The 20,875-nt window shown below is 35.6% G+C and carries 14 protein-coding genes; 4 read left to right on the top strand and 10 right to left on the bottom strand.

The genetic code is table 11. The annotated features are described in order from the left end of the window. Positions 1–10: 10 nt before the first annotated feature. Complete coding sequence (locus Q0787_RS08895; RefSeq protein ID WP_298902115.1) at positions 11–349, bottom strand: DUF2853 family protein; 339 nt, start codon at positions 347–349, stop codon at positions 11–13. An 87-nt stretch (positions 350–436) separates the two neighbouring features. Next, the gene (menD, locus tag Q0787_RS08900) at positions 437–2,197 is read right to left on the bottom strand and encodes a 2-succinyl-5-enolpyruvyl-6-hydroxy-3-cyclohexene-1-carboxylic-acid synthase (protein WP_298902116.1); all 1,761 of its coding nucleotides are present in this window, start codon (positions 2,195–2,197) and stop codon (positions 437–439) included. A 96-nt stretch (positions 2,198–2,293) separates the two neighbouring features. On the opposite strand from menD, the gene Q0787_RS08905 reads away from it, so the two are divergent. Together Q0787_RS08905 and Q0787_RS08910 are read left to right on the top strand one after the other, a co-directional pair. After that, positions 2,294–5,524: a S41 family peptidase gene (locus tag Q0787_RS08905; protein ID WP_298902117.1), complete on the top strand. Its 3,231-nt coding sequence runs from the start codon at positions 2,294–2,296 to the stop codon at positions 5,522–5,524. Positions 5,525–5,591: 67 nt separating this feature from the next. Continuing rightward, on the top strand, positions 5,592–5,942 hold the full coding sequence (locus Q0787_RS08910) for a ribose-5-phosphate isomerase (RefSeq protein WP_298902118.1): 351 nt from the start codon (positions 5,592–5,594) through the stop codon (positions 5,940–5,942). Here the strand turns inward: Q0787_RS08910 and Q0787_RS08915 are convergent. Both Q0787_RS08915 and Q0787_RS08920 read right to left on the bottom strand, forming a co-directional pair. Further along, positions 5,939–7,051, bottom strand: a complete 1,113-nt coding sequence (locus Q0787_RS08915) for a chorismate-binding protein (protein ID WP_298902121.1) — start codon at positions 7,049–7,051, stop codon at positions 5,939–5,941. The two genes, Q0787_RS08910 and Q0787_RS08915, sit on opposite strands and share 4 nt — an antisense overlap. Further along, positions 7,051–7,479, bottom strand: a complete 429-nt coding sequence (locus Q0787_RS08920) for a PaaI family thioesterase (protein ID WP_298902123.1) — start codon at positions 7,477–7,479, stop codon at positions 7,051–7,053. Before Q0787_RS08920 ends, Q0787_RS08915 begins: the two co-directional genes overlap by 1 nt. A 39-nt stretch (positions 7,480–7,518) precedes the next feature. Here Q0787_RS08920 and Q0787_RS08925 point away from each other — a divergent pair, with 39 nt between their 5' ends. Beyond that, positions 7,519–8,151, top strand: coding sequence for an esterase (locus Q0787_RS08925; RefSeq protein ID WP_298902125.1), 633 nt, complete (start codon positions 7,519–7,521; stop codon positions 8,149–8,151). 76 nt (positions 8,152–8,227) lie between these two features. On the opposite strand, the gene Q0787_RS08930 is transcribed toward Q0787_RS08925, so the two are convergent. From Q0787_RS08930 to Q0787_RS08940, 3 genes are all read right to left on the bottom strand, one after another. Further along, the gene (locus Q0787_RS08930; RefSeq protein ID WP_298902127.1) at positions 8,228–15,157 is read right to left on the bottom strand and encodes a hypothetical protein; all 6,930 of its coding nucleotides are present in this window, start codon (positions 15,155–15,157) and stop codon (positions 8,228–8,230) included. A gap of 333 nt (positions 15,158–15,490) precedes the next feature. Further along, positions 15,491–16,735 carry a sigma-70 family RNA polymerase sigma factor gene (locus Q0787_RS08935; RefSeq protein ID WP_298902128.1) on the bottom strand — a complete coding sequence of 415 codons (1,245 nt, stop codon included), beginning with the start codon at positions 16,733–16,735 and terminating at the stop codon, positions 15,491–15,493. Continuing rightward, entirely contained in the window at positions 16,735–17,082 is a 348-nt protein-coding gene (locus Q0787_RS08940; protein WP_298902129.1) for a YciI family protein, read from the bottom strand. The genes Q0787_RS08935 and Q0787_RS08940 overlap by 1 nt, the downstream gene beginning before the upstream one ends. A gap of 156 nt (positions 17,083–17,238) precedes the next feature. Between Q0787_RS08940 and Q0787_RS08945 the strand changes: the two genes are divergently transcribed. Beyond that, a complete protein-coding gene (locus Q0787_RS08945; protein WP_298902130.1) occupies positions 17,239–18,099 on the top strand; it encodes a GyrI-like domain-containing protein in 861 nt (286 codons plus the stop codon). Positions 18,100–18,155: 56 nt separating this feature from the next. On the opposite strand, the gene Q0787_RS08950 is transcribed toward Q0787_RS08945, so the two are convergent. From Q0787_RS08950 to Q0787_RS08960, 3 genes are all read right to left on the bottom strand, one after another. After that, on the bottom strand, positions 18,156–18,476 hold the full coding sequence (locus Q0787_RS08950; protein ID WP_298902131.1) for a YtxH domain-containing protein: 321 nt from the start codon (positions 18,474–18,476) through the stop codon (positions 18,156–18,158). A gap of 141 nt (positions 18,477–18,617) precedes the next feature. Next, positions 18,618–19,565 (bottom strand): nitronate monooxygenase, encoded by a 948-nt coding sequence (locus tag Q0787_RS08955; RefSeq protein ID WP_298902132.1) that lies wholly within the window; start codon positions 19,563–19,565, stop codon positions 18,618–18,620. A 59-nt stretch (positions 19,566–19,624) separates the two neighbouring features. Continuing rightward, entirely contained in the window at positions 19,625–20,854 is a 1,230-nt protein-coding gene (locus tag Q0787_RS08960; protein ID WP_298902133.1) for a class I SAM-dependent rRNA methyltransferase, read from the bottom strand. Between the last annotated feature and the right edge of the window lie 21 nt (positions 20,855–20,875).

Genomic DNA, 20,875 nt, shown 5'->3' on the forward strand with positions numbered 1-20,875 from the left:
AAATATCAGACTAGTAAGCTGATTCTTTTTTGAAGTGTTTTGTTAATAAATAATATACAACCGCTCTATATTTATTTCTGTTAGATTTTCCGTAAGTATCCATTACTGAAGCAATTCCTTTATCTAAATCATCACCATCTTTTAATCCTAATTTTTTGATTAAGAAATTGTTTTTTACAGTTGCTAATTCTGATTCATCAGATCCAGAAACTGTTGCAGCATCAGCATTGTAAATTGATGGTCCGCAACCAATAGTTACTTTTGTAAGTAAATCCATATCTGCATTGACTCCACATTTGTCTTTTAAGTCTGCAGCATACTTTGTAATTAATTCGTCTCTTTTACTCATCTTAGTTGTATTTTTTATAGGGTTAATAAATTAATGGTCTATAAATATAGCCATTTATTAGACACATAAAAAGTGACTAAGTCACATTTATCTTACATATTTAAAATAATCTAGTAAAACGGAATCGTTAATGGTTCTTGGTGTAAAAACTTCCAAAAGACGTGGTGTATTTGATGTTTCAAAAAAGGACTTCAAATTTTCTTTTAGTTGAATTTCTGTTCGCGCATTTCTGTACTCAAAGCCATACATATCACATAATTGCTGAGCAGATAAACTGTGTTTCGTTTCAAAGAAATGATCAAAGTTTTCGGTGTTTTTATGTCCTGGCAGGATTCTAAAAATACCGCCTCCTTGATTATTAATTAAAATAATTCTGAAGTTTTCAGGAATGTAATCATTCCATAAGGCATTACTATCGTAGAAAAAACTCAAATCTCCTGTTATACAGGTTGTTTGCTTTTCATGAACAACAGCACAACCTATAGCGGTAGAAGTACTGCCATCAATACCACTAGTACCTCTATTACAAAATACAGTAAGGGATTGATTTAAATCAAATAATTGCGCATATCTCACAGTAGAACTATTGCTTAACTGCAAAACGGTAGTATTGGGTAATGCTTTCAGTACAATACTAAAGACCTTAAAATCACTAAACGGAATCTGTTCTTCATATTCTAAATGCTTAAGGCTTCTATGTTGTTTTACTCTAGACCAAGTATTGAAATAAGTACTTTTTGAACCGTTTGTGATTTTTGGCAAGACTGCAGAAAAGAAACTATTTGGTTTGGCTACAATATGCTTATTTAAGCAAAAAAATGTATTGTTTGCTTTTTTCTCATTAATGTGCCAATGGTGTTTGGGCTTATATGTTCTTAAAAACGCCTTTATCTTTTTTGAAACCACCAAACCTCCAAGAGTAACTAATATTTCGGGCTGAAGGTCTTTAAATTCAGTAGCTGCTAATGGCGCTATTATTTTATCTATACTCGGAAAAAAATTAGGATGGTGTAAATTGGATGTTGTTTCAGTAAAAACAATAACACTCTCATCATCTGCCAATTGGTTTAACCATTCTTGTTCAATTTCATTAGGAGGCAATACACCAACCAATATCATCTTTTTAGTTGCCAAATGCCATTGATTAATACAGTCTTGAATTTCCTTTTGATCAATTTCAGGATAATGTAAATGAATAGCATTCGACTTAGGACTGACCGTTAACTTTTCAACTGTTTCATAAAGAGGTTCATCTAAAGGTACATTAATATGTACTGGCCCCTTTTTAAATTGTGCTAAATTGAACGCTTTATTTAGTTCTTCTTCATTATAAGATTGAATATCTTGTTGCAAACCTAAAAAGTGTTCAATCTTATTTTCGATACTCTTAATGATTGGAAGTTCTTCTTTTTCTAACGTCTCATTATTATCTTTCAAATCGAGTTTAAGATTTGCCGAGTATAAAATGTGGTTTTCGTATATGTTTTTTTGATTTATAGTTTGGCCATCTCCGATACCAACCAGATGTTTAGGCCTATCTGCAGACACTACCACCAAAGGAATATCGCTGTAAAACGCTTCTGAAACTGCGGGATAATAATTTAGTAGAGCACTACCAGATGTACAAACTACAACAACAGGTTCTCCAATTTGTTGTGCCATACCAAGTGCAAAAAACGCTGCGCAACGTTCGTCTACAATACTGTAGCAATTAAAGAAATTATCACTAGTAAAACCAATAGTTAAGGGTGCATTTCTACTTCCAGGAGATATTACTATATGCTTTATATTTTTAAGTTTACACAACTGTACCACAGTTTGTGCAAGCGGAATTTTAGGGTACTTCATTTAACCACAAAGTTATTTAAATTAGGTGTCAAAAAAAATAAGATTTAAAACAATTAATTTACTAACTTTCACTTCTTTATAATCAAATCAAAAAACATGAAAATTAATTCCCTCATTTTTCTTCTTGTCACATTTTCTACGCTTAATATAAGTTTTGCACAGCAAAATGATAATTTATGGTTACGCAATACGTCTATTTCTCCTAACGGAAATCAAATTGCATTTACATACAATGCCGATATTTATGTTGTTCCAACCAACGGAGGAAAGGCTACACGATTAACAACGAACAGTGCCTATGACACAAAGCCTGTTTGGTCTCATGACGGAAAACAAATTGCATTTGCCTCTAATCGTCATGGTAATTTCGACGTATTTGTAATGTCTTCGTCTGGTACAAATGTTAAACGCCTCACCTTTCACTCTGCCGATGATATGCCAACCGATTTCTCTCAAAAGGATGATGCTGTATGGTTTAATAGCATTCGTTTAGATGGTCAAAACTCACTATTATTTCATAGGTTAGGTGAATTATATAGCGTTAATCTTAATGCTACCAAACCGAAGCAACTTACTAGTTTTCCTGCATATGAGGCTCAAAACAATAGTCAAGGTGATATGATTTTTGAGGAAATAAAAGGTTATGAAGATCAATGGAGAAAGCATCATACATCGTCTGTTACAAGAGATATATGGATAAAAAGTAAATCTGGGCAATACACAAAACTATCAAACTTTAAAGGCGAAAATAGAAATCCTGTTTTTGGTACTGGGGATTCTTATTATTTTTTATCAGAAAAAGATGGAACCTTCAATGTTTATAAGTCAAATTTCTCTAATCCAAATCAATCGACTCAAATTTCAGAATTTAAAATGCATCCCGTAAGGCATCTATCGGTGTCTAAAAATGACGTTTTGGCCTATAGTTTTAATGGAACTATATATACACAAAGGCCGGGAGAATCTCCCAAGAAAGTTTCTGTAGATGTAAGTGGCGATCAGTCTTTAATGGATAATGAGCTTCTTTTTGTTAACGGAAATGTGACAGATATGGTGCCATCTCCTAATGGTAAAGAGTTGATCTTTATTTATAGAGGAGATGTGTTTGTAACTTCTATTGACGGAAGTTTAACAAGGCGACTTACCAATACACCTGAACAAGAACGCAGTATTGATATTAGTCCAGATGGCAGAACTATTGTGTATGCGGGAGAACGTAATAACAGTTGGAATCTTTACACACAAACGATCGCCTCAGATAACGATAAGTATTTTTTAAATGCTTTAGAATTAGACGAAGATGTTTTACTTGCCAATGCATCCGAAAGTTTTCAACCTAAGTTCTCTCCTACTGGAGAAGACATTGCATATTTGGAAGAACGCACAAAATTGAGAACCATAAATTTAAAATCGAAAAAAGTCACTGTTATACATAACGGCGAGAAACATTTCTCTTATTCTGATGGCGATCAGCAATACGAATGGAGTCCTGATGGGAAATGGCTGGCCATTACATTCTATCCTGATCAGTATTGGTTTGGTGAAATTGGTATTATAAAAGCCGATGGAACAGGTAAACTTATTAATATTTCTAAAAGTGGTTTTAGCGATTTTTCTCCAAAATGGTCTTTAGATGGAACGATTTTATATTGGGCTTCAGACCGAAACGGTATGCACAGTGTTGCTAAAACCGGTCCTTCACAATTGGATGTCTATGGTGTGTTCTTAACACAAGAAGCTTATGATAAATTTAGGCTAAATAAAGATGAATTTTCGTTCTTGATTGATGACAAAAAAACAGAGGATAAAAAAGAAAATGATAAAAGTGATAAAGATGAAACTGAGGCTAATAAAGACAAAAAGCCAAAATTAAAACCTATTGTCATTGAATTTGATAATTTAAATAAACGAAAAGCGAAATTATCATTGTTTTCTACAAACTTGTCTGACGCCTTAATAACAAAAGATTCTAAATCATTACTATACCTTGGACGTGTTGATAATCAGGCCGATTTGTGGAAGTTAGATCTTCGAACAAGAGAAATAAAATCCTTAGGGAAATTTGGTCGCGGAGGCTCAATGGTTTTTGGAAAAGATGCTAAGGAGGTGTTTATATTAAGTCGAGGTAAGATTGCAAAAGTCGATGTTGGATCAGGAAAACGTAAAGGCGTAGGAATTAATGATGAAATGTCATTTAATCTATCGGCCGAACGTCTTTACCTTATGGATCATGTGTCTCGTCAAGTAAAGAAAAAATTCTTAGATCCAAATTTACATGGAGCCCCTTGGGATGCGCTTTCAGAAAATTACAAAAAGTTTGTCCCACATATTAATAATGATTATGATTTTAAAGATATTCTAGGAGAATTACTAGGAGAATTAAATGCATCTCATACAGGCGCTCGCTTTAGATCTCCTAATATAAAGGGAGATCAAACGGCTTCTTTAGGAATTTTTATTGATGAGAATCATAAAGGTGACGGACTTAAAATTTCGGAAATTATAGAAGGAAGTCCGTTAGTCAATAGTGATAAAAAAGTAAAAGCTGGTGTCATTATACAGGCTATTAATGGAGAGGTCATTACGAATAACATGAATTATTATAAGTTATTAAACCGTAAAGCAGGAGAAGCGATTACTATTTCCTACTATAACCCTACAACAAAAGATAAATGGAAAGAACGTGTAAAACCAATTTCTATAGGTGCCGAAAATGAATTGCGATATCAGCGATGGATTAAGAAAAACAGAGAACTCGTTCATAAACTCTCAAATAATCAAATTGGTTATATGCATATTAGAAGTATGAGCGATCGCAGTTTTAGAGAGTTTTTGGAAAACGTAATGGGAGATGAAGTAAATAAAAAGGCACTCGTAGTAGATACGCGTTTTAATGGTGGTGGAGACTTGGTTGACGATATTACTACGTTTTTAAGTGGAGAAAAGTATATGGAGTTTCAAAATGGTGGTAAAATTATTGGTATGGAATCTCAACGCCGCTGGACAAAACCAAGTATTATGCTGATGGGAGAGTCTAACTACTCTGATGCTCATTGTACACCAGCTGGTTATAAAGACTTAAAAATTGGAAAACTCGTTGGCATGCCCGTTCCTGGCACTTGCAGTTTTGTTTGGTGGGAACGCATACAGAATGGTATTGTATTCGGCATACCAAATATGCAAGTATTAGATATTGAAGGTGACGTCTTAGAAAATAAAGAACTCATGCCAGATATTCTAGTTAAAAATGGATTTGACAATATCACTGGTGGAAAAGACGAACAAATTGAAGCAGCAGTGATCGAATTATTAAAGTCTATTGACTGAACATCAAACACCGATTAGCAACATACATTGAAATGAAAATTTCATGTTATAGATATAAAAAATAGTAATGCCCAAAACTCTATATCGCGTCTACGTTATCGAATTATCAAAACGAGTGTTTACAGAAAATACTAGGTTTCGTAATGCAAACCCTCAGTTTAATGGTGTACTACAATGTTTGTATGTAGGTATGACGAGTAAAACTCCAAAAGAACGATTTCTACAACACAAAACAGGCTATAGAAACAAAAAGGGACATAAACTTTCTTCTAATATTGTTGAGAAATACGGCAATTATTTAAGACCTAGTTTATACAATCATATTGCCCCAATGACAACAAGAGCAGAGGCTATAAAAATGGAAGAAACCTTGGCTTTAGAATTAAGGCGACAGAAATATGCTGTGTGGTATAATTAATTTAAAACCGACATCATTGTCTTTGATTTTTTAACGGTTTCTTCCCATTCATCAAGAGGGATAGAATCTTTGGTTATACCTCCTCCAACGTAAATTAAAGCACGTTCGTTTTTTATTTGCATACATCGTAGATTAACAAAAAGCTGACTTTCTGTTTTTATCGTAGCATATGCATTGTTTTCTACATTTCGCTTGTTGGTATTTCTTATTCGCGAGGTTTTTAAATTGAGTTCTCCTAAAAACCCTGTATAGAATTCGCGGTCGTAGTTTTCGTTATTCTGAATAAAATATTTCGCTTCAACTTTTGGCAAACCACAAACAGCTGGTGTTGGATGCAAAGATAAAACAATGTTTTTCAGATGATTGGGTTTTAGTATACCCGAAATTTGAGATTGCAGATGCAACAATGTTCCTGCTTTGACTGTCTTTGGATTTGATACGTTCAATTGATCTACAAAGGGTTCGAGTTCATTAACTATAAATTCTGTAACGATACGTTGTTCATCTATATTCTTAGAATCCCATGTAACATCTAAGGTATCTACATAATATTGTGTACCAGCCAAGGACATGGTTTTAAAACGTAAACCATCAATATTTAATAATGTTTCTGGTGTTGCGCCTAACCATAACCCAACCTTTGGATGATACCAAATGTATACAAATGCGGCTGAATACTGATGAAGTAACTTCCTAAATATTTGTAGTGGGTTTTTATCTGAAATAGGCACAACCTCAGCTCTGGATAAGACCACTTTTTCTAGTTCGCTTTTATGAATAATATCCACCCCTTTTTGCACTAATTCGACATGTTCCTTAAAGTGTGTAGCCGTATCATGTTGGCTTTCGCCATGATCAACGTTTAATGTTAACCCCATTTCAGAAGTAATTATTTTTGATGATTCCGTTGGAAAAATAACTGTGGGCTTTTTGGAGTCAAAAGGTGAAAATACAAATCCGCTTTCATCAAAATTGGACGTATAATGTACGTTATCATTATTTTGAAACCACCCCTTAACTATACTCTCGTTAGGTTTTTTATATGCTACAAAAGGTAATTTATTTTTAAAATGAGATTCTATCTGAAAAAAGAAATCTTCTTGACGCATTATTTATTTCTTTTAGGAAGGGAAATAGTAGACAGCTTACAAATAGACACCAAATTATTATTATCATCTGTAATTCTTATATCTAAAAGCTGGGTTGTTCTTCCCTTATGAACAAAGACGGCCTTAGCGTAGACATAACCTTCTGAAACACTTTTAAGATGATTAGCAGTTATCTCCAGACCTCTTACAAACAAGTTTTCGGTATCTAAAAAAATATGTGATGCAAAACTACCTACGCTTTCAGCTAAGGCTGCCGTTGCACCACCATGAAGTACACCATCCGGTTGATGAACTTTTGGAGTTACTGGCATTCTTGCTATTAAAAAATCATCGCCATAGTCAACAATCTCAATACTGAGTGTTTCCATTAAGGTGTTTTTGCAAGATGCATTGGCCTTTACCAGAATATCTTCTTTAGATAATTGCATATAATACTGTATTTTTAAAGTCGCAAACAAAAATACAAAATGAAATCTACAGAAAAGGAAATTTCTTATGCCATTACTAATAGTTACTCCACGTTAAACACATTAAGTTCTTCTACCAAAAATGTATGGTTTGTATGTCATGGCATGGGTTATTTAAGCCGTTATTTTCTCAAATATTTTAAGGGCTTAGACACCAAAGACAACTATATTATAGCACCACAAGCCCAAAGTAAATATTACATTACATCAAAATTTAAGCACGTTGGAGCTAGTTGGTTAACGCGAGAAAACACCAGTTTAGAAACCAAAAATGTAATGACTTATTTTGATTCAATTTTTGAACAAGAACAGTTACCAGATGGAATCAATTTAATTGTTATGGGCTATTCTCAAGGTGTTAGTGTTGCCATGAGATACTTAGCAAAAAGACAACTTCAATGTTCTCATTTGATATTGCATTCGGGAGGCATTCCTGAAGAATTAACAGCTCATGATTTTAAATTTTTCTCTGGTAAAACAAGTCTTATCTATGGTATTAACGATGAGTACCTCAATGATGAACGCATGCAAAGAGAGCAATCTAAAGCCCAAAATTTATTTAATAATTTAGACATAATTCCGTTTGAAGGTATTCATGAAGTAAATACGACGATTCTATGCAATATGGTTTAAAATCAAAAAGCAGCCATTAATAATGGCCACTTTTCTCAATTAATAATTAATTATTGCTATTAAATCAATTATAGTATTATTTCTTATTTGAAGAAATAATTTTCTTTACCATCGTACCTTTGCTCGTTGTTACCTTAACAAATAGAATCTGATCATTAATATTGGATAAATCTATTTTACTAATACCATCATAACCTTTGATATAATCTTTTACAGAAATATCCTTTAATAACATTCCACGCACGTCCATAACCTGAATAGAAACATCTGTATCAAACTCATAAACATAAGCGATATTAATTTCTTTTGTATAAGGCACTGGATATGCTTTAAAGTCTACAGACGTATCTGTTTGTACACTCCGTTGTTCATCCTTTTTCTTATCTCCTTTAGGAATTTCACAAACTTGAACTTCGGCATGTGCAATTAGATAGAAGTTTGCCAGACATTCAGTAATCTGAATATCATCTATAGAGAAAACAATAGTGGCCGAATTTCCATCATTTGAAACACCAGAATAAGGATACTGACCAGGAGCTGTTGTTGGTGCGCACAGTCGTCCTGTTTGGGAACCAATACATGGATAAGGTCCACAACCCGCATATACATGAACAAGGTCTAGTCTGTAAAATACATTCTCATCACCTTCATCTAATGTGTAAGTCACATAAATTTCATCACCTGAACGCTCAACAGTAACATATCCAACAAGAACACCTGGCGAATTTTCGTCGTTAGGGTCACAATCGTTACCAGATCCAGCATATAAATCAAATGTATAAGTATTATAATCCCCTAATTCATTTTGAGACTCAAGATTTAGACCACCATTAGTCCATCCCCAATTACTATTATCTACAAGCGATGTAGATTCTATGAAACACCATTCATTTGCTCCAGAATTTGGTGCAAAAGCATAAGCAGTTTCATCAACACAGCACTCTACAATTTCAACCTCAAATTTGACACTGTCTTGGCATTTAGAACCGAGCGCAAATACATATTCAATATCATGAACCCCTGTACCAAGAGCACTTGGATCTATACTGTAGGTCCCATCTTCATTATCTATAACTCCTATACCAGAGTAAATACCACCTGCAGGTTGGCCGCCAGACAAAATCACAGGTCCATCTTCTAAACAAATTGGACCAACATATGGATGCGATCCTATAACAGTTTCATTTTCTGTAATTTCTAATCTTGCTTTATATAAACAACCATTTTCATCATAAACCTTAGTTTTAATTGGAGAGTCCGCAGCGGTATAGGTTTCACCTGTTAATGGCCATGTATAAGATCCTCCAAGACAAACTGTTACTTCATGAAGTACGCGTTCTGGTTCAGGATATTCGTCTATTATCAATGTAGCCGTATAAGAACATCCATTTTCGTTCGCTAATTCTAAAATCACAGGAGAGTCTTCCGCAAAATACAGATTACCATCAACGTCCCATCTATAGCCATAACCATAACAAACGGTCACTTCATCCTTAATGTTTTTCTTCTTAGGATATTCGTAAACCTTCACAATTGCTGAAGATCCAGGGCATGATTCTGACCCCACAAATGTATATGTATACTCTCCATTTAAAGGTCCAGTCCAAATACCACCTGGGTCTGGGTTTCCGCCTAAGGCTTCAAATAGTTCTTCAAATGTTGGTATCACACCTTCACAAACAGTAAGTATTCCATTTTCACCAGCATTAGCTTCGGTACTTTGATTAATTATTAAAGTAGCCGTGTACGGACAACCATTGTCGTCAAACAGATTGAGTTCTACTGGAGAATCGGATGCCGAATATGTATTACCATCTACTTCCCATAAATAAGTTTCATCACCACAAATACTTGCTTCATCTTCTATGTTCTCAGTTCTAGGATGTTCTAAAATAGTCAATGTTGCAGTATAAGGGCAACCATTGGCATCAATTAGCTCTAACTCTACTGGCGAGTCGGTCGCCGTGTAACTATTCTGATCGACATCCCATAAATATGAATCTTCAAAACATACGGTAACTACCTCATCAATATTTTCAGTCGCATCATATTCGTATACCGTCACGGTTGCGTAGACTTCAGGACATGAGCCAGAAGCTTCAAACATATATTTGTAAACTCCATTAACTGGTCCGCTCCATATACCTCCAGTATCCGGGTTTCCTTCTAACGCTTCAAACAACTCCTCATTGGTTGGTGTTACATTTTCGCAAACTGTAAGTACACCATCTTCACCAGGGTCTGGAGCTGTGTCTTCATTAATGATAAGTGTAGCCGAATAAGGACAACCATTAGCATCTTCTAAATCTAACTCTACTGGTGAATCGGCTGCAGTATATGTCTCACCATTAACAGACCAAGTATAAGAGTCTTCCTTACAAATAGTAACTTCATCCTCTATGTTTTCTGTAACATCATAAGCCGATATAGTTAATACCGTAATGTACGGACAACCATTACTATCGGTCTTAGGAACATCATAACTTCCTACACCATATTCAATGCCTTCATAGTTAAAGGTATTTCCTTCACAAACTTCTCCTGAAGCGGTATCATCGGGTGTTACATCATATGCTGTTACAGTTAATACCGTTTTATATGGACAACCATTAGCATCGGTTCGTGGGATATCATGTGAGCCCACAGCATAATCATTACCTTCATAGTTAAAGGTATTTCCTTCACAAACTTCTCCTGAAGCTGCATCGTCTGGTGTAACATCATAGGTGTCTACAGTTACTGTTGCTGAAACCTCTGGACATGAACCTGAAGCAGCAAATGTGTATGTATACATGCCATTAACAGGACCGCTCCAAACACCTCCAGCATCCGGATTTCCTTCTAATGCTTCAAACAACTCCTCATTTGTTGGAGTTACATCTTCACAAACCGTTAACGCTCCATTTTCACCTGCATCTGGCGCATCATCTTCTGTTATAGTTAAAATTGCCGAATAAGGACAGCCGTTAGCATCTATCAAATCCAACTCTACAGGTGAGTCTGAAATACTATAAGTAGCACCATCAACCGACCACAAATACGAATCTCCTTCACATATGGTTACATTATTTACAACATCTGGTGTAGTATCAAAGGTTGTTACGGTCAGTACTGTTGTATATGGACAACCATTGGCATCTGTTTTTGGAATATCATGTGAGCCTACACCATATTCAATGCCTTCATAGTTAAAGGTATTTCCTTCACAAACTTCTCCTGAAGCGGTATCATCGGGTGTTACATCATATGCTGTTACAGTTAATACCGTTTTGTATGGACAGCCGTTGGCATCTGTTCTCGGAATATCATGTGAACCTACTGCATAATCATTGCCTTCATACTCGAATGTTTCGCCAACACAAACCTCTCCTGAGGCTGCATCATCTGGCGTCACATCATATGCTGTTACAGTTAATACGGTTTTGTATGGACAACCATTGGCATCTGTTCGTGGAATATCATGTGAACCTACAACATAATCATTACCTTCATATTCGAATGTCTCGCCAACACAAACTTCTCCTGAAGCTGCATCGTCTGGTGTAACATCATAGGTGTCTACAGTTACTGTTGCTGAAACCTCTGGACATGAACCTGAAGCAGCAAATGTGTATGTATACATGCCATTAACAGGACCGCTCCAAACACCTCCAGCATCCGGATTTCCTTCTAATGCTTCAAACAACTCCTCATTTGTTGGAGTTACATCTTCACAAACCGTTAACGCTCCATTTTCACCTGCATCTGGCGCATCATCTTCTGTTATAGTTAAAGTTGCCGAATAAGGACAGCCGTTAGCATCTATCAAATCCAACTCTACAGGTGAGTCTGAAATACTATAAGTAGCACCATCAACCGACCACAAATACGAATCTCCTTCACATATGGTTACATTATTTACAACATCTGGTGTAGTATCAAAGGTTGTTACGGTCAGTACTGTTGTATATGGACAACCATTGGCATCTGTTTTTGGAATATCATGTGAGCCTACACCATATTCAATGCCTTCATAGTTAAAGGTATTTCCTTCACAAACTTCTCCTGAAGCGGTATCATCTGGTGTGACATCATATGCTGTTACAGTTAATACCGTTTTGTATGGACAGCCGTTGGCATCTGTTTTTGGAATATCATGTGAACCTACAGCATAATCATTGCCTTCATATTCGAATGTATCACCAACACAAACTTCTCCTGAAGCTGCATCATCTGGCGTGACATCATAGGCTGTTACAGTTAATACGGTTTTGTATGGACAACCATTGGCATCTGTTCGTGGAATATCATGTGAACCTACAGCATAATCATTACCTTCATATTCGAATGTCTCGCCAACACAAACTTCTCCTGAAGCTGCATCGTCTGGTGTAACATCATAGGTGTCTACAGTTACTGTTGCTGAAACCTCTGGACATGAACCTGAAGCAGCAAATGTGTATGTATACATGCCATTAACAGGACCGCTCCAAACACCTCCAGCATCCGGATTTCCTTCTAACGCTTCAAACAACTCCTCATTTGTTGGAGTTACATCTTCACAAACCGTTAACGCTCCATTTTCACCTGCATCTGGCGCATCATCCTCTGTTATAGTTAAAGTCGCCGAATAAGGACAGCCGTTAGCATCTATCAAATCCAACTCTACAGGCGAGTCTGAAATACTATAAGTACCGCCATCAACTGACCACAGATAGGAATCTCCTTCGCATATGGTTACATTATCTACTACATCTGGTGTAGTATCAAAGGTTGTTACGGTCAGTACTGTTGTATATGGACAGCCATTGGCATCTGTTTTTGGAATATCGTAAACACCTACTTCATATTCTAATCCTTCATAGGTATACTTATTTCCTTCGCAAACTTCTCCTGAAGCTGTATCATCTGGTGTGACGTCATAAGCTGTAACTGTTAATACCGTTTTGTATGGACAACCATTAGCATCGGTTCGTGGGATATCATATGAGCCTACAGCATAATCATTGCCTTCATATTCGAAGGTCTCACCAACACAAGCTTCTCCTGAAGCTGCATCATCTGGTGTGACATCATAGGCTGTTACAGTTAATACGGTTTTGTATGGACAACCATTGGCATCGGTTCGTGGAATATCATGTGAACCTACAGCATAATCACTGCCTTCATATTCGAAGGTCTCACCAACACAAACCTCTCCTGAAGCTGCATCGTCCGGCGTCACATCATAGGCCGTTACAGTTAATACAGTTGTATAAGGACAGCCATTGGCATCTGTTTTTGGAATATCATGTGAGCCTACGGCATAATCATTGCCTTCATATTCGAAGGTCTCACCAACACAAACCTCTCCTGAAGCTGCATCGTCTGGCGTCACATCATAGGCCGTTACAGTTAATACCGTTTTATATGGACAACCATTGGCATCTGTTCGTGGAATATCATGTGAGCCTACGGCATAATCATTGCCTTCATATTCGAATGTCTCACCAACACAAACCTCTCCTGAAGCTGCATCGTCTGGCGTCACATCGTAGGCCGTTACAGTTAATACGGTTTTGTATGGACAACCATTGGCATCTGTTTTTGGAATATCATGTGAGCCTACAGCATAATCATTGCCTTCATATTCGAATGTCTCACCAACACAAACTTCTCCTGAAGCTGCATCGTCTGGTGTAACATCATAAGCTGTTACAGTTAATACAGTTGTATAAGGACAGCCATTGGCATCTGTTCGTGGAATATCATGTGAACCTACAGCATAATCATTGCCTTCATATTCGAAGGTCTCACCAACACAAACCTCTCCTGAAGCGGCATCATCTGGTGTGACATCGTATTCTGTGATAGTCAAAGTTGCAGTATACGGGCAATCATTAGCATCTGTGAGCTCCAATACAACAGGAGAATCTCCCAAAGTATAACTGATTCCATCAACAGGCCAAACATATGAATCACCTGAACAAACAATAGCATTGTCAATAATATCTTCGGTACCAGGAGGAGGGCTCAATCCTGAGACATTAGCTGTACATTGTGTTGGATTTAATGGATCAACACATCCATTTGTAGATGGAATTACAGGGGAAATATCTATATTAAAATCTGTCCCTTGATTATAAGTTAAGGTAAAAGATCCAGAAATTGCGCCTCCGCCAAGATTCCCTAAACAAATATCGTTTGAAACAGAAATTGCATTTGGATCTGTTGCCGTATATTGGCCATTAGCACCATTAACAGGAACAGAAACAGAATATGTTCCGTTTTCAGCACAAGATACTATTGGGTCCTCTACACCTAAAGAGCAAATCACTTGATCACTGTCTCCACAACCAAATCTCGCTTTAAAATTATTAACGGCTAAATCTCCATCGGCACCTTGATCCCAAATCGCTAAATATAAGTTAGCTGGTTCAAGAAAATCTTCGCCTTCAATAGGTATTGTATTCCATGTACTGGAACTTTCTACACCGCAAGCGATTCTTTTAAGGTCACCACAGTCACCACTTAATTCTTGATTATTGGCAGCTAACGTTGTTCCTGCTTGATGGGCGTTAGACGAATACAGGACCCATGCTATTTCATCACCTGAATTATCATTTATTTGAATCTCGAAACTACCAGCAAATGCTCTCACATCAAAATTTAACCAAATGATAGGTTCTCCATTAGTTGGGTTAGCAGGAAATACAGTTGTTTGAGTACTGGGATCAACACATGGAATACCAGAAATATCGATTTCAAATTGGGATGAATTATATACTGAATTGTTATATGGCATCACCTGAGATTGTGTTTCAGCGGAGCTCCCACATCTTATAATACCATTAGGAAATGCTGCATTAGGTGCATCATCTATAGAGCCATCTGGAAGCCAAGTTGATCCTTGAGTCCAACGCTGCGCTCCCTCACATGGTGTGTCAGTTTGAGCAAATATAGGATGAAATCCAAATATAAAAGCTACGAGAAATCCTATTCTTTTAATTTCAGAATAGCGAAGTGAATTAATAGCAAAGAATGTCATAATGTAATTGGTTTACGTGTTAAACCACAACATTATAGATACTACATGTGTAGAAAATGGGCTGATATAAGCTATTAATCAACCTCAGATAAAATGCTATTATAATAATCTAGTTTTCTCAACAAAACTAGTCTAGGGGAATTTCTATTAAATATAAAAGTATTCTTTTTATACTTATAATTAAATCGTTGAAATACAATGTTTTGGTGTGGAATGGTATTTGAATTCTAAAACAGAACTTAAAGATCTCCTTTTCTTTTCGTATACAACTTTATATACTGTTACCGCGTATATAGTTTCAAAAATGGATGTAAAAAGGACATAAAATTAATACTATTTAATTTTGAGAATTGCCGATTTCTTTTTCCTCAAGTAGTCTGCCTCTAAAGTATTAGTTACAAGTTTAATAGCCATATTAAGGTGTTTAATAGCTTCTGTTTCATTTAAAATTTTGGCATAATAATCGGCCTTAGCTGCATAATACAAATAGGCACGTTGTTCTAAATCTTCGGGATGTATCAAGTCAAAGTAATAACTAGCCTTACTACTCTCATTATTCTGAACACAAATAACAGCCATAGTAAGTACATGAGATGGCATTGGCTGTAAATTATATAATGCCTCATACCATCGTAAAATTTTCACCCAATTGGTGTCTTCGAAAGTTTTTGCTCTAAGATGTTCTGCAGCGATTGCGGCTTCATAATGATAACTTGAAAAGGTATTGGTTTCAACAGCTTTGTTCATCATAGCGTTACCAAGATCTATTAATGGAAAATGCCACAAACTTCGATCTTGATGTTTTAGGTCTAAAAGTTCATTATTTGAATTAAGTTTTGCATCTAATCTAGATGAATGGAAACACATAATTGCAAAGAGTGCATAGACTTTTGGCAAACGCATAGATTCACGTTTTAACAGTAATTGGCATAAGCGCATGGCTTCACCACATAAATCGGTTCGAATGAGTTGTTCTTTTGTATTAGAATGGAATCCTTCATTGAATATTAAATATAAAACTTCCAAAACACTTTCTAAACGCTCATGAAGCATCTCTCCTTTCGGGATATTAAACTTCAAATCTGCTTTTTGAATTGCTTTTCGGGCTCTAGAAAGACGTTTTTTAATAGTATCTTCCTTAGTCAATAATGCAGATGCTATTTCTTTCGTGCTAAATCCAGACACTGTTTTTAGAGCAAAGGAAATCCGATCACGAGCATCCAATTTTGGATGACATGCTGTAAAAATCATTCGCAACTGCGCATCTTCAATTTCAGTATCTAAAAATAATTCATTAATGGCAATTGTTTGAGTCCCTTGCGTAAGCTTAGGAATTAAGTTGCGCTCTGTATTGAGTTTTCTAAAGATATCTATTACTCTATTTTTAGCAGACTTGGTAAGCCAAGCCTCAGGGTTTTCAGGTTGTTGTTTACGCCAACTTAAAGTGGCCTTAATAAAAGTATCTTGAACAGCATCTTCTATAATCTCAAGATGTTTCAGACCAAAAACTCGAGTCAAAACAGAGACCATCTTACCACTGTGATGACGAAATAGATGGTCTATGTTTTTAGGTTCCATTAACGATCAAATACCATAATTTCACGAATCTCAACAGTTCCGCCTAAATCATAATCTGGGAAGTCTTGAGCGATATCTTGAACGGTATCAAAATCTTTCGCCTCAACAGTGTAGTAACCTCCAACAATTTCTTTAACTTCTGCGGAAGCTAAATCTGTCACTGTTCGATTCTCACCAGAAATACGTCTAATTTGAGGTGTAAGTGCTTCTCCTCCACGTAGAATTCCAGCTTGTTCCATTTTATTTCCCCAAGCAAACCATTTACCCATTCGGTTTTGGAGTTCTTCAGGTGAAAGCCCTAATGCAGCATAATCTGCACCAATAAAAATCATCATAAAATTTTTCATAATCTTAAAAATTAAATTGTTTATATATTAGTAAGACGTGTTCAATTATTAAAAGAGGACAACTTGTATAAAAATAATCAATATTGAGTATTGAGCAAGTTTGGAAAAGTGATTCTTCTATTTTCATTTTACTTTTGAATTATTAAGATCACACCAATGAGCTCGAAAAAAACCAGCAAAGCATTTTACGAAGAACGATTAAATTGTATAATAGAATACATACATGCCAATTTAGATCAAAAAATTGACCTTAAAACACTCGCAGAAATCTCTAATTTTTCTCCGTTTCATTTTCATCGTATTAGCAGAGCATTATTAGGGGAACCAATTGGCACATATATTTCTAGAACGCGAATAGAGACTGCAGCTAAACTTCTTTGCTTTTCTAAATCTTCCATTGAAGAAATAGCTTACAAGGTTGGTTTTGAATCACCATCGTCCTTATCAAAAAAATTTAAATCCTATTTTGGAGTATCCCCTTCTTCATATAGAACAAACAAAACTCATACAATCAAAAAAACAACAATTATGACACGAGAATTAAACATTAAAAAACCAAAAATTTTAAACTTAGAAGATAATAATTGCCTGTATTATAGAATGCAAGGTGCTTATCAAACGCTTGATTATGCCAGTGCATGGACAAAACTATGGGCACAAGTAAAAACTCAAAAATTATTTACAAAGGGCATACAGATGTATGGCTTACCTTATGATGATCCTAATGTTACACCTGCAGACAAACTACGTTATGACGCCTGTTTAATTATACATAAAGATGCCAAGGCAGAAGGCGATGTTGGAGTTAAAACGCTTAAAGGTGGAACGTTTGCCGTTTTTTTATACCAAGGCAGTTATAAATATTTTGCCGATGTTTATAATTATATGTTTGAAGAATGGTTAATTACAACCGATTACGAGCTACGTGATGAGCCAGTTAGAGAACGATATATTAGCCATCCTGATCGTGTAGCCGAAGACAGATTAAAAACCGAATTTTATATTCCTATAAAGTAGCTTACTATTTAGGAGCCCTAAGTATTTAAATACTTAGGGCTCGTTTATGTAAGTGCTTAACTTGTTTTCTGTAATGTTTTATTTTTTTCTTTTAAAATAGCCAATTGCTTTTCTAAAAATGTAATTGCTTGTTCTGTTTTATAACTTGTTTTAGAAGTAAAGTCTTCAAACTTTTGGTTAAACTTTTCCTTACCAGAAGCGGCAGCTTTAGATAAATCACCCTTAACTTCTGCCAAGTCTTTTGATAATTGGTCCTTTATGTCGTTTCCTTCTTTTTTAAGTTTATTTCGAGTAACACTTCCTTTTTCTGGTGCCAATAAAACGCCAGCTGTAGCACCTAGTAATATACCAAGTACAATTGCTCCTTTATGAATCATAATAATTTCTTTTAAGATTAAACTAGATTTTATCTATAGGTCTTAAAAAACATGAATTTGTTACAAACAAATTCATAGTCAGGTGTTTAAATCATTATTATAACATAATTTATGAAGACAATTTAAATCTAAACTAGGAATCTAGCTTACTAAATTTGACACGATTGCCTTTACAGGAAGAATTTCTTTAGTATGCTCAATACTTGGTCCTGCAACCCAAACGGTTTTATATGTCGCTTTTTTTGCCGCATTTTCTGTAGCTTTCATTCCAATAGAAAAGCGAACCATTTTCACCCACTTTTTGAGTTTTCTATTTTTATTTAGAAGATTTTCAAGCCATGTTGCTTTTGTTCCAATTTTCTGAACGTAAGGTGTATTAATAACAGTACAAGGTGTCCCAGAAATACGCTCTGTCATTATGATGTCATCGGCGCCATAATCAACACAAGCCTGCTTATACTCATTAGTCACTTGTGCTTCTAATGATGCTATAAAAGGACTCCCAACAGAAACACCTTCAGAACCATAACTTAGCATTTTATCAATATCTGCCTTACATCCAACACCTCCTGCTGAAATTACTGGAATAGATAAATTTTCATTTAGAAGTTTAATAAGTTCTTTAGGAGATAAATTACCACGATGTCCTCCAGCTTCGTTGTTCACTGCTATTGCCGCATCTGCACCTAAACTTTCTACCTTCTTTGCGAAATGTAAATCCACTACATCGCAAAACACTTTTATGCCAACAGCATGGGCTTGGTTTATAGTTTCTTCTGGGCTACCCAAAGAGGTAATTATAAAATCACAGCCTTCCTCACATAAAACTTCTAATTGCCCTTTATATTTAATATTCGATTTATTAACAATTAGATTAAATCCGAAAGATCCTCCTTCTACTTTATTGGCTTTCAATTCTCGAACAGCCTCACGTAGTTCATCTAAAGTCCTATAATTTAAGGCAGGAATACAACCAGCAATACCAGCATTCATGGCTTCGGTAACCATAGCTACATTAGAGACAAGAAACATTGGTGCCTGTATAATTGGGTGCTTTATATTGAGAAGTTTAGTGAGTTTGGTTTCCATGAATATCAAATTGATTTTAGCAAATATAATAAAATTTATTATGCATGCATAACAGTTGTTTAATCCATAAACCTATAATAGCCACATTTTAAATAGGCCCCTTCAATAAAACCAATAGGATGGTCAATATCATGTTGTGTTTTTTGCACTACGGAAAATGATCGGTTAGTAGCTTTTAAGGTATGTTCATTTATATCATAAAACGCGGTTGCCCTCACTCTTGATGAACAAGATGCCAGTACCAATAAACCTTCTCTAGCCGTTAGTTGCTGTCCTAATCTTGCCAATTGTGCGTATTTCTTTTTTGCCAATTGTACTTCAGATTGTTGTTTCGCGAAACTAGGAGGATCAATAACTACGACATCAAAACGCTTTTTTTCTGAAACGAGTTGCTCCAGAATTTTGAACGCATCACCTGCCAAGGTTATATGCTTTCCAGAATAGTGGTTAAGTTTACCATTTTGAACTGCTATCTTTAGCGCTTGGGCACTTATATCCAAGCTAGTCACTTCCTTTGCTTCATTGGCTAATGCATGTACTGAAAATCCGCCAGCATATGAAAACACATCTAAAACTGTCTTATGTCTACATAAAAGACCTACTTGCCTCCTATTTTCCCTATGATCTAAAAAATAACCTGTTTTATGTCCTTTGATAACATTAGCAGAAAAGTTAACATTGTGCTCTACAAACTTAACAATCTCATTTTCTAATGTCCCATAAACAACATCTCCATCTTTTAAACGATGCTCATCAGAATTTTGTAATCCGCGACTCAATCTTATGACAGCTGTATCGCAGCTTGATATTTTCATTAAACTCTCTAATATTGTTTTAAGATAAGGTAGCCATATTTCAGAATAAAGTTTAACTACCAAAACTGTATTATACACGTCGGCAATCAATGAAGGAAACCCATCATTTTCTCCAAAAAGCAGTCTGTAACTTGTTGTGTTAGTCTTTAGTAATGGCAACCTTTTTTTGTAAGCGCTTTCTATTTTCCGAAGAAAAAAGTCTGTGTCAACTTGCATTGGTTTGCTATCGCTATAGATCATTTTAATGCGAATGGGAGATTTGGCATCATAAAGCCCAATACCTATCATTCCATTTTTTCGTTTCCCGAAGATAATTGCAAGATCACCTGTTTTGGCGTCTGCATTAATTTTTACGATACTATCTGAAAACACCCAAGGATGAGATTGTTGCACATAATTTTCGCCTTTTGCAGTGAGTTTTACTGCAAGGCGTTTAGGTTGATTTAAGCTTTCAATGGATGCCGAAAAATTCATAATTGCAAATTAGTTTCTTTT

The sequence above is a fragment of the uncultured Psychroserpens sp. genome (assembly GCF_947492715.1).
In the GTDB taxonomy this organism is placed as follows: Bacteria; Bacteroidota; Bacteroidia; order Flavobacteriales; family Flavobacteriaceae; genus Psychroserpens.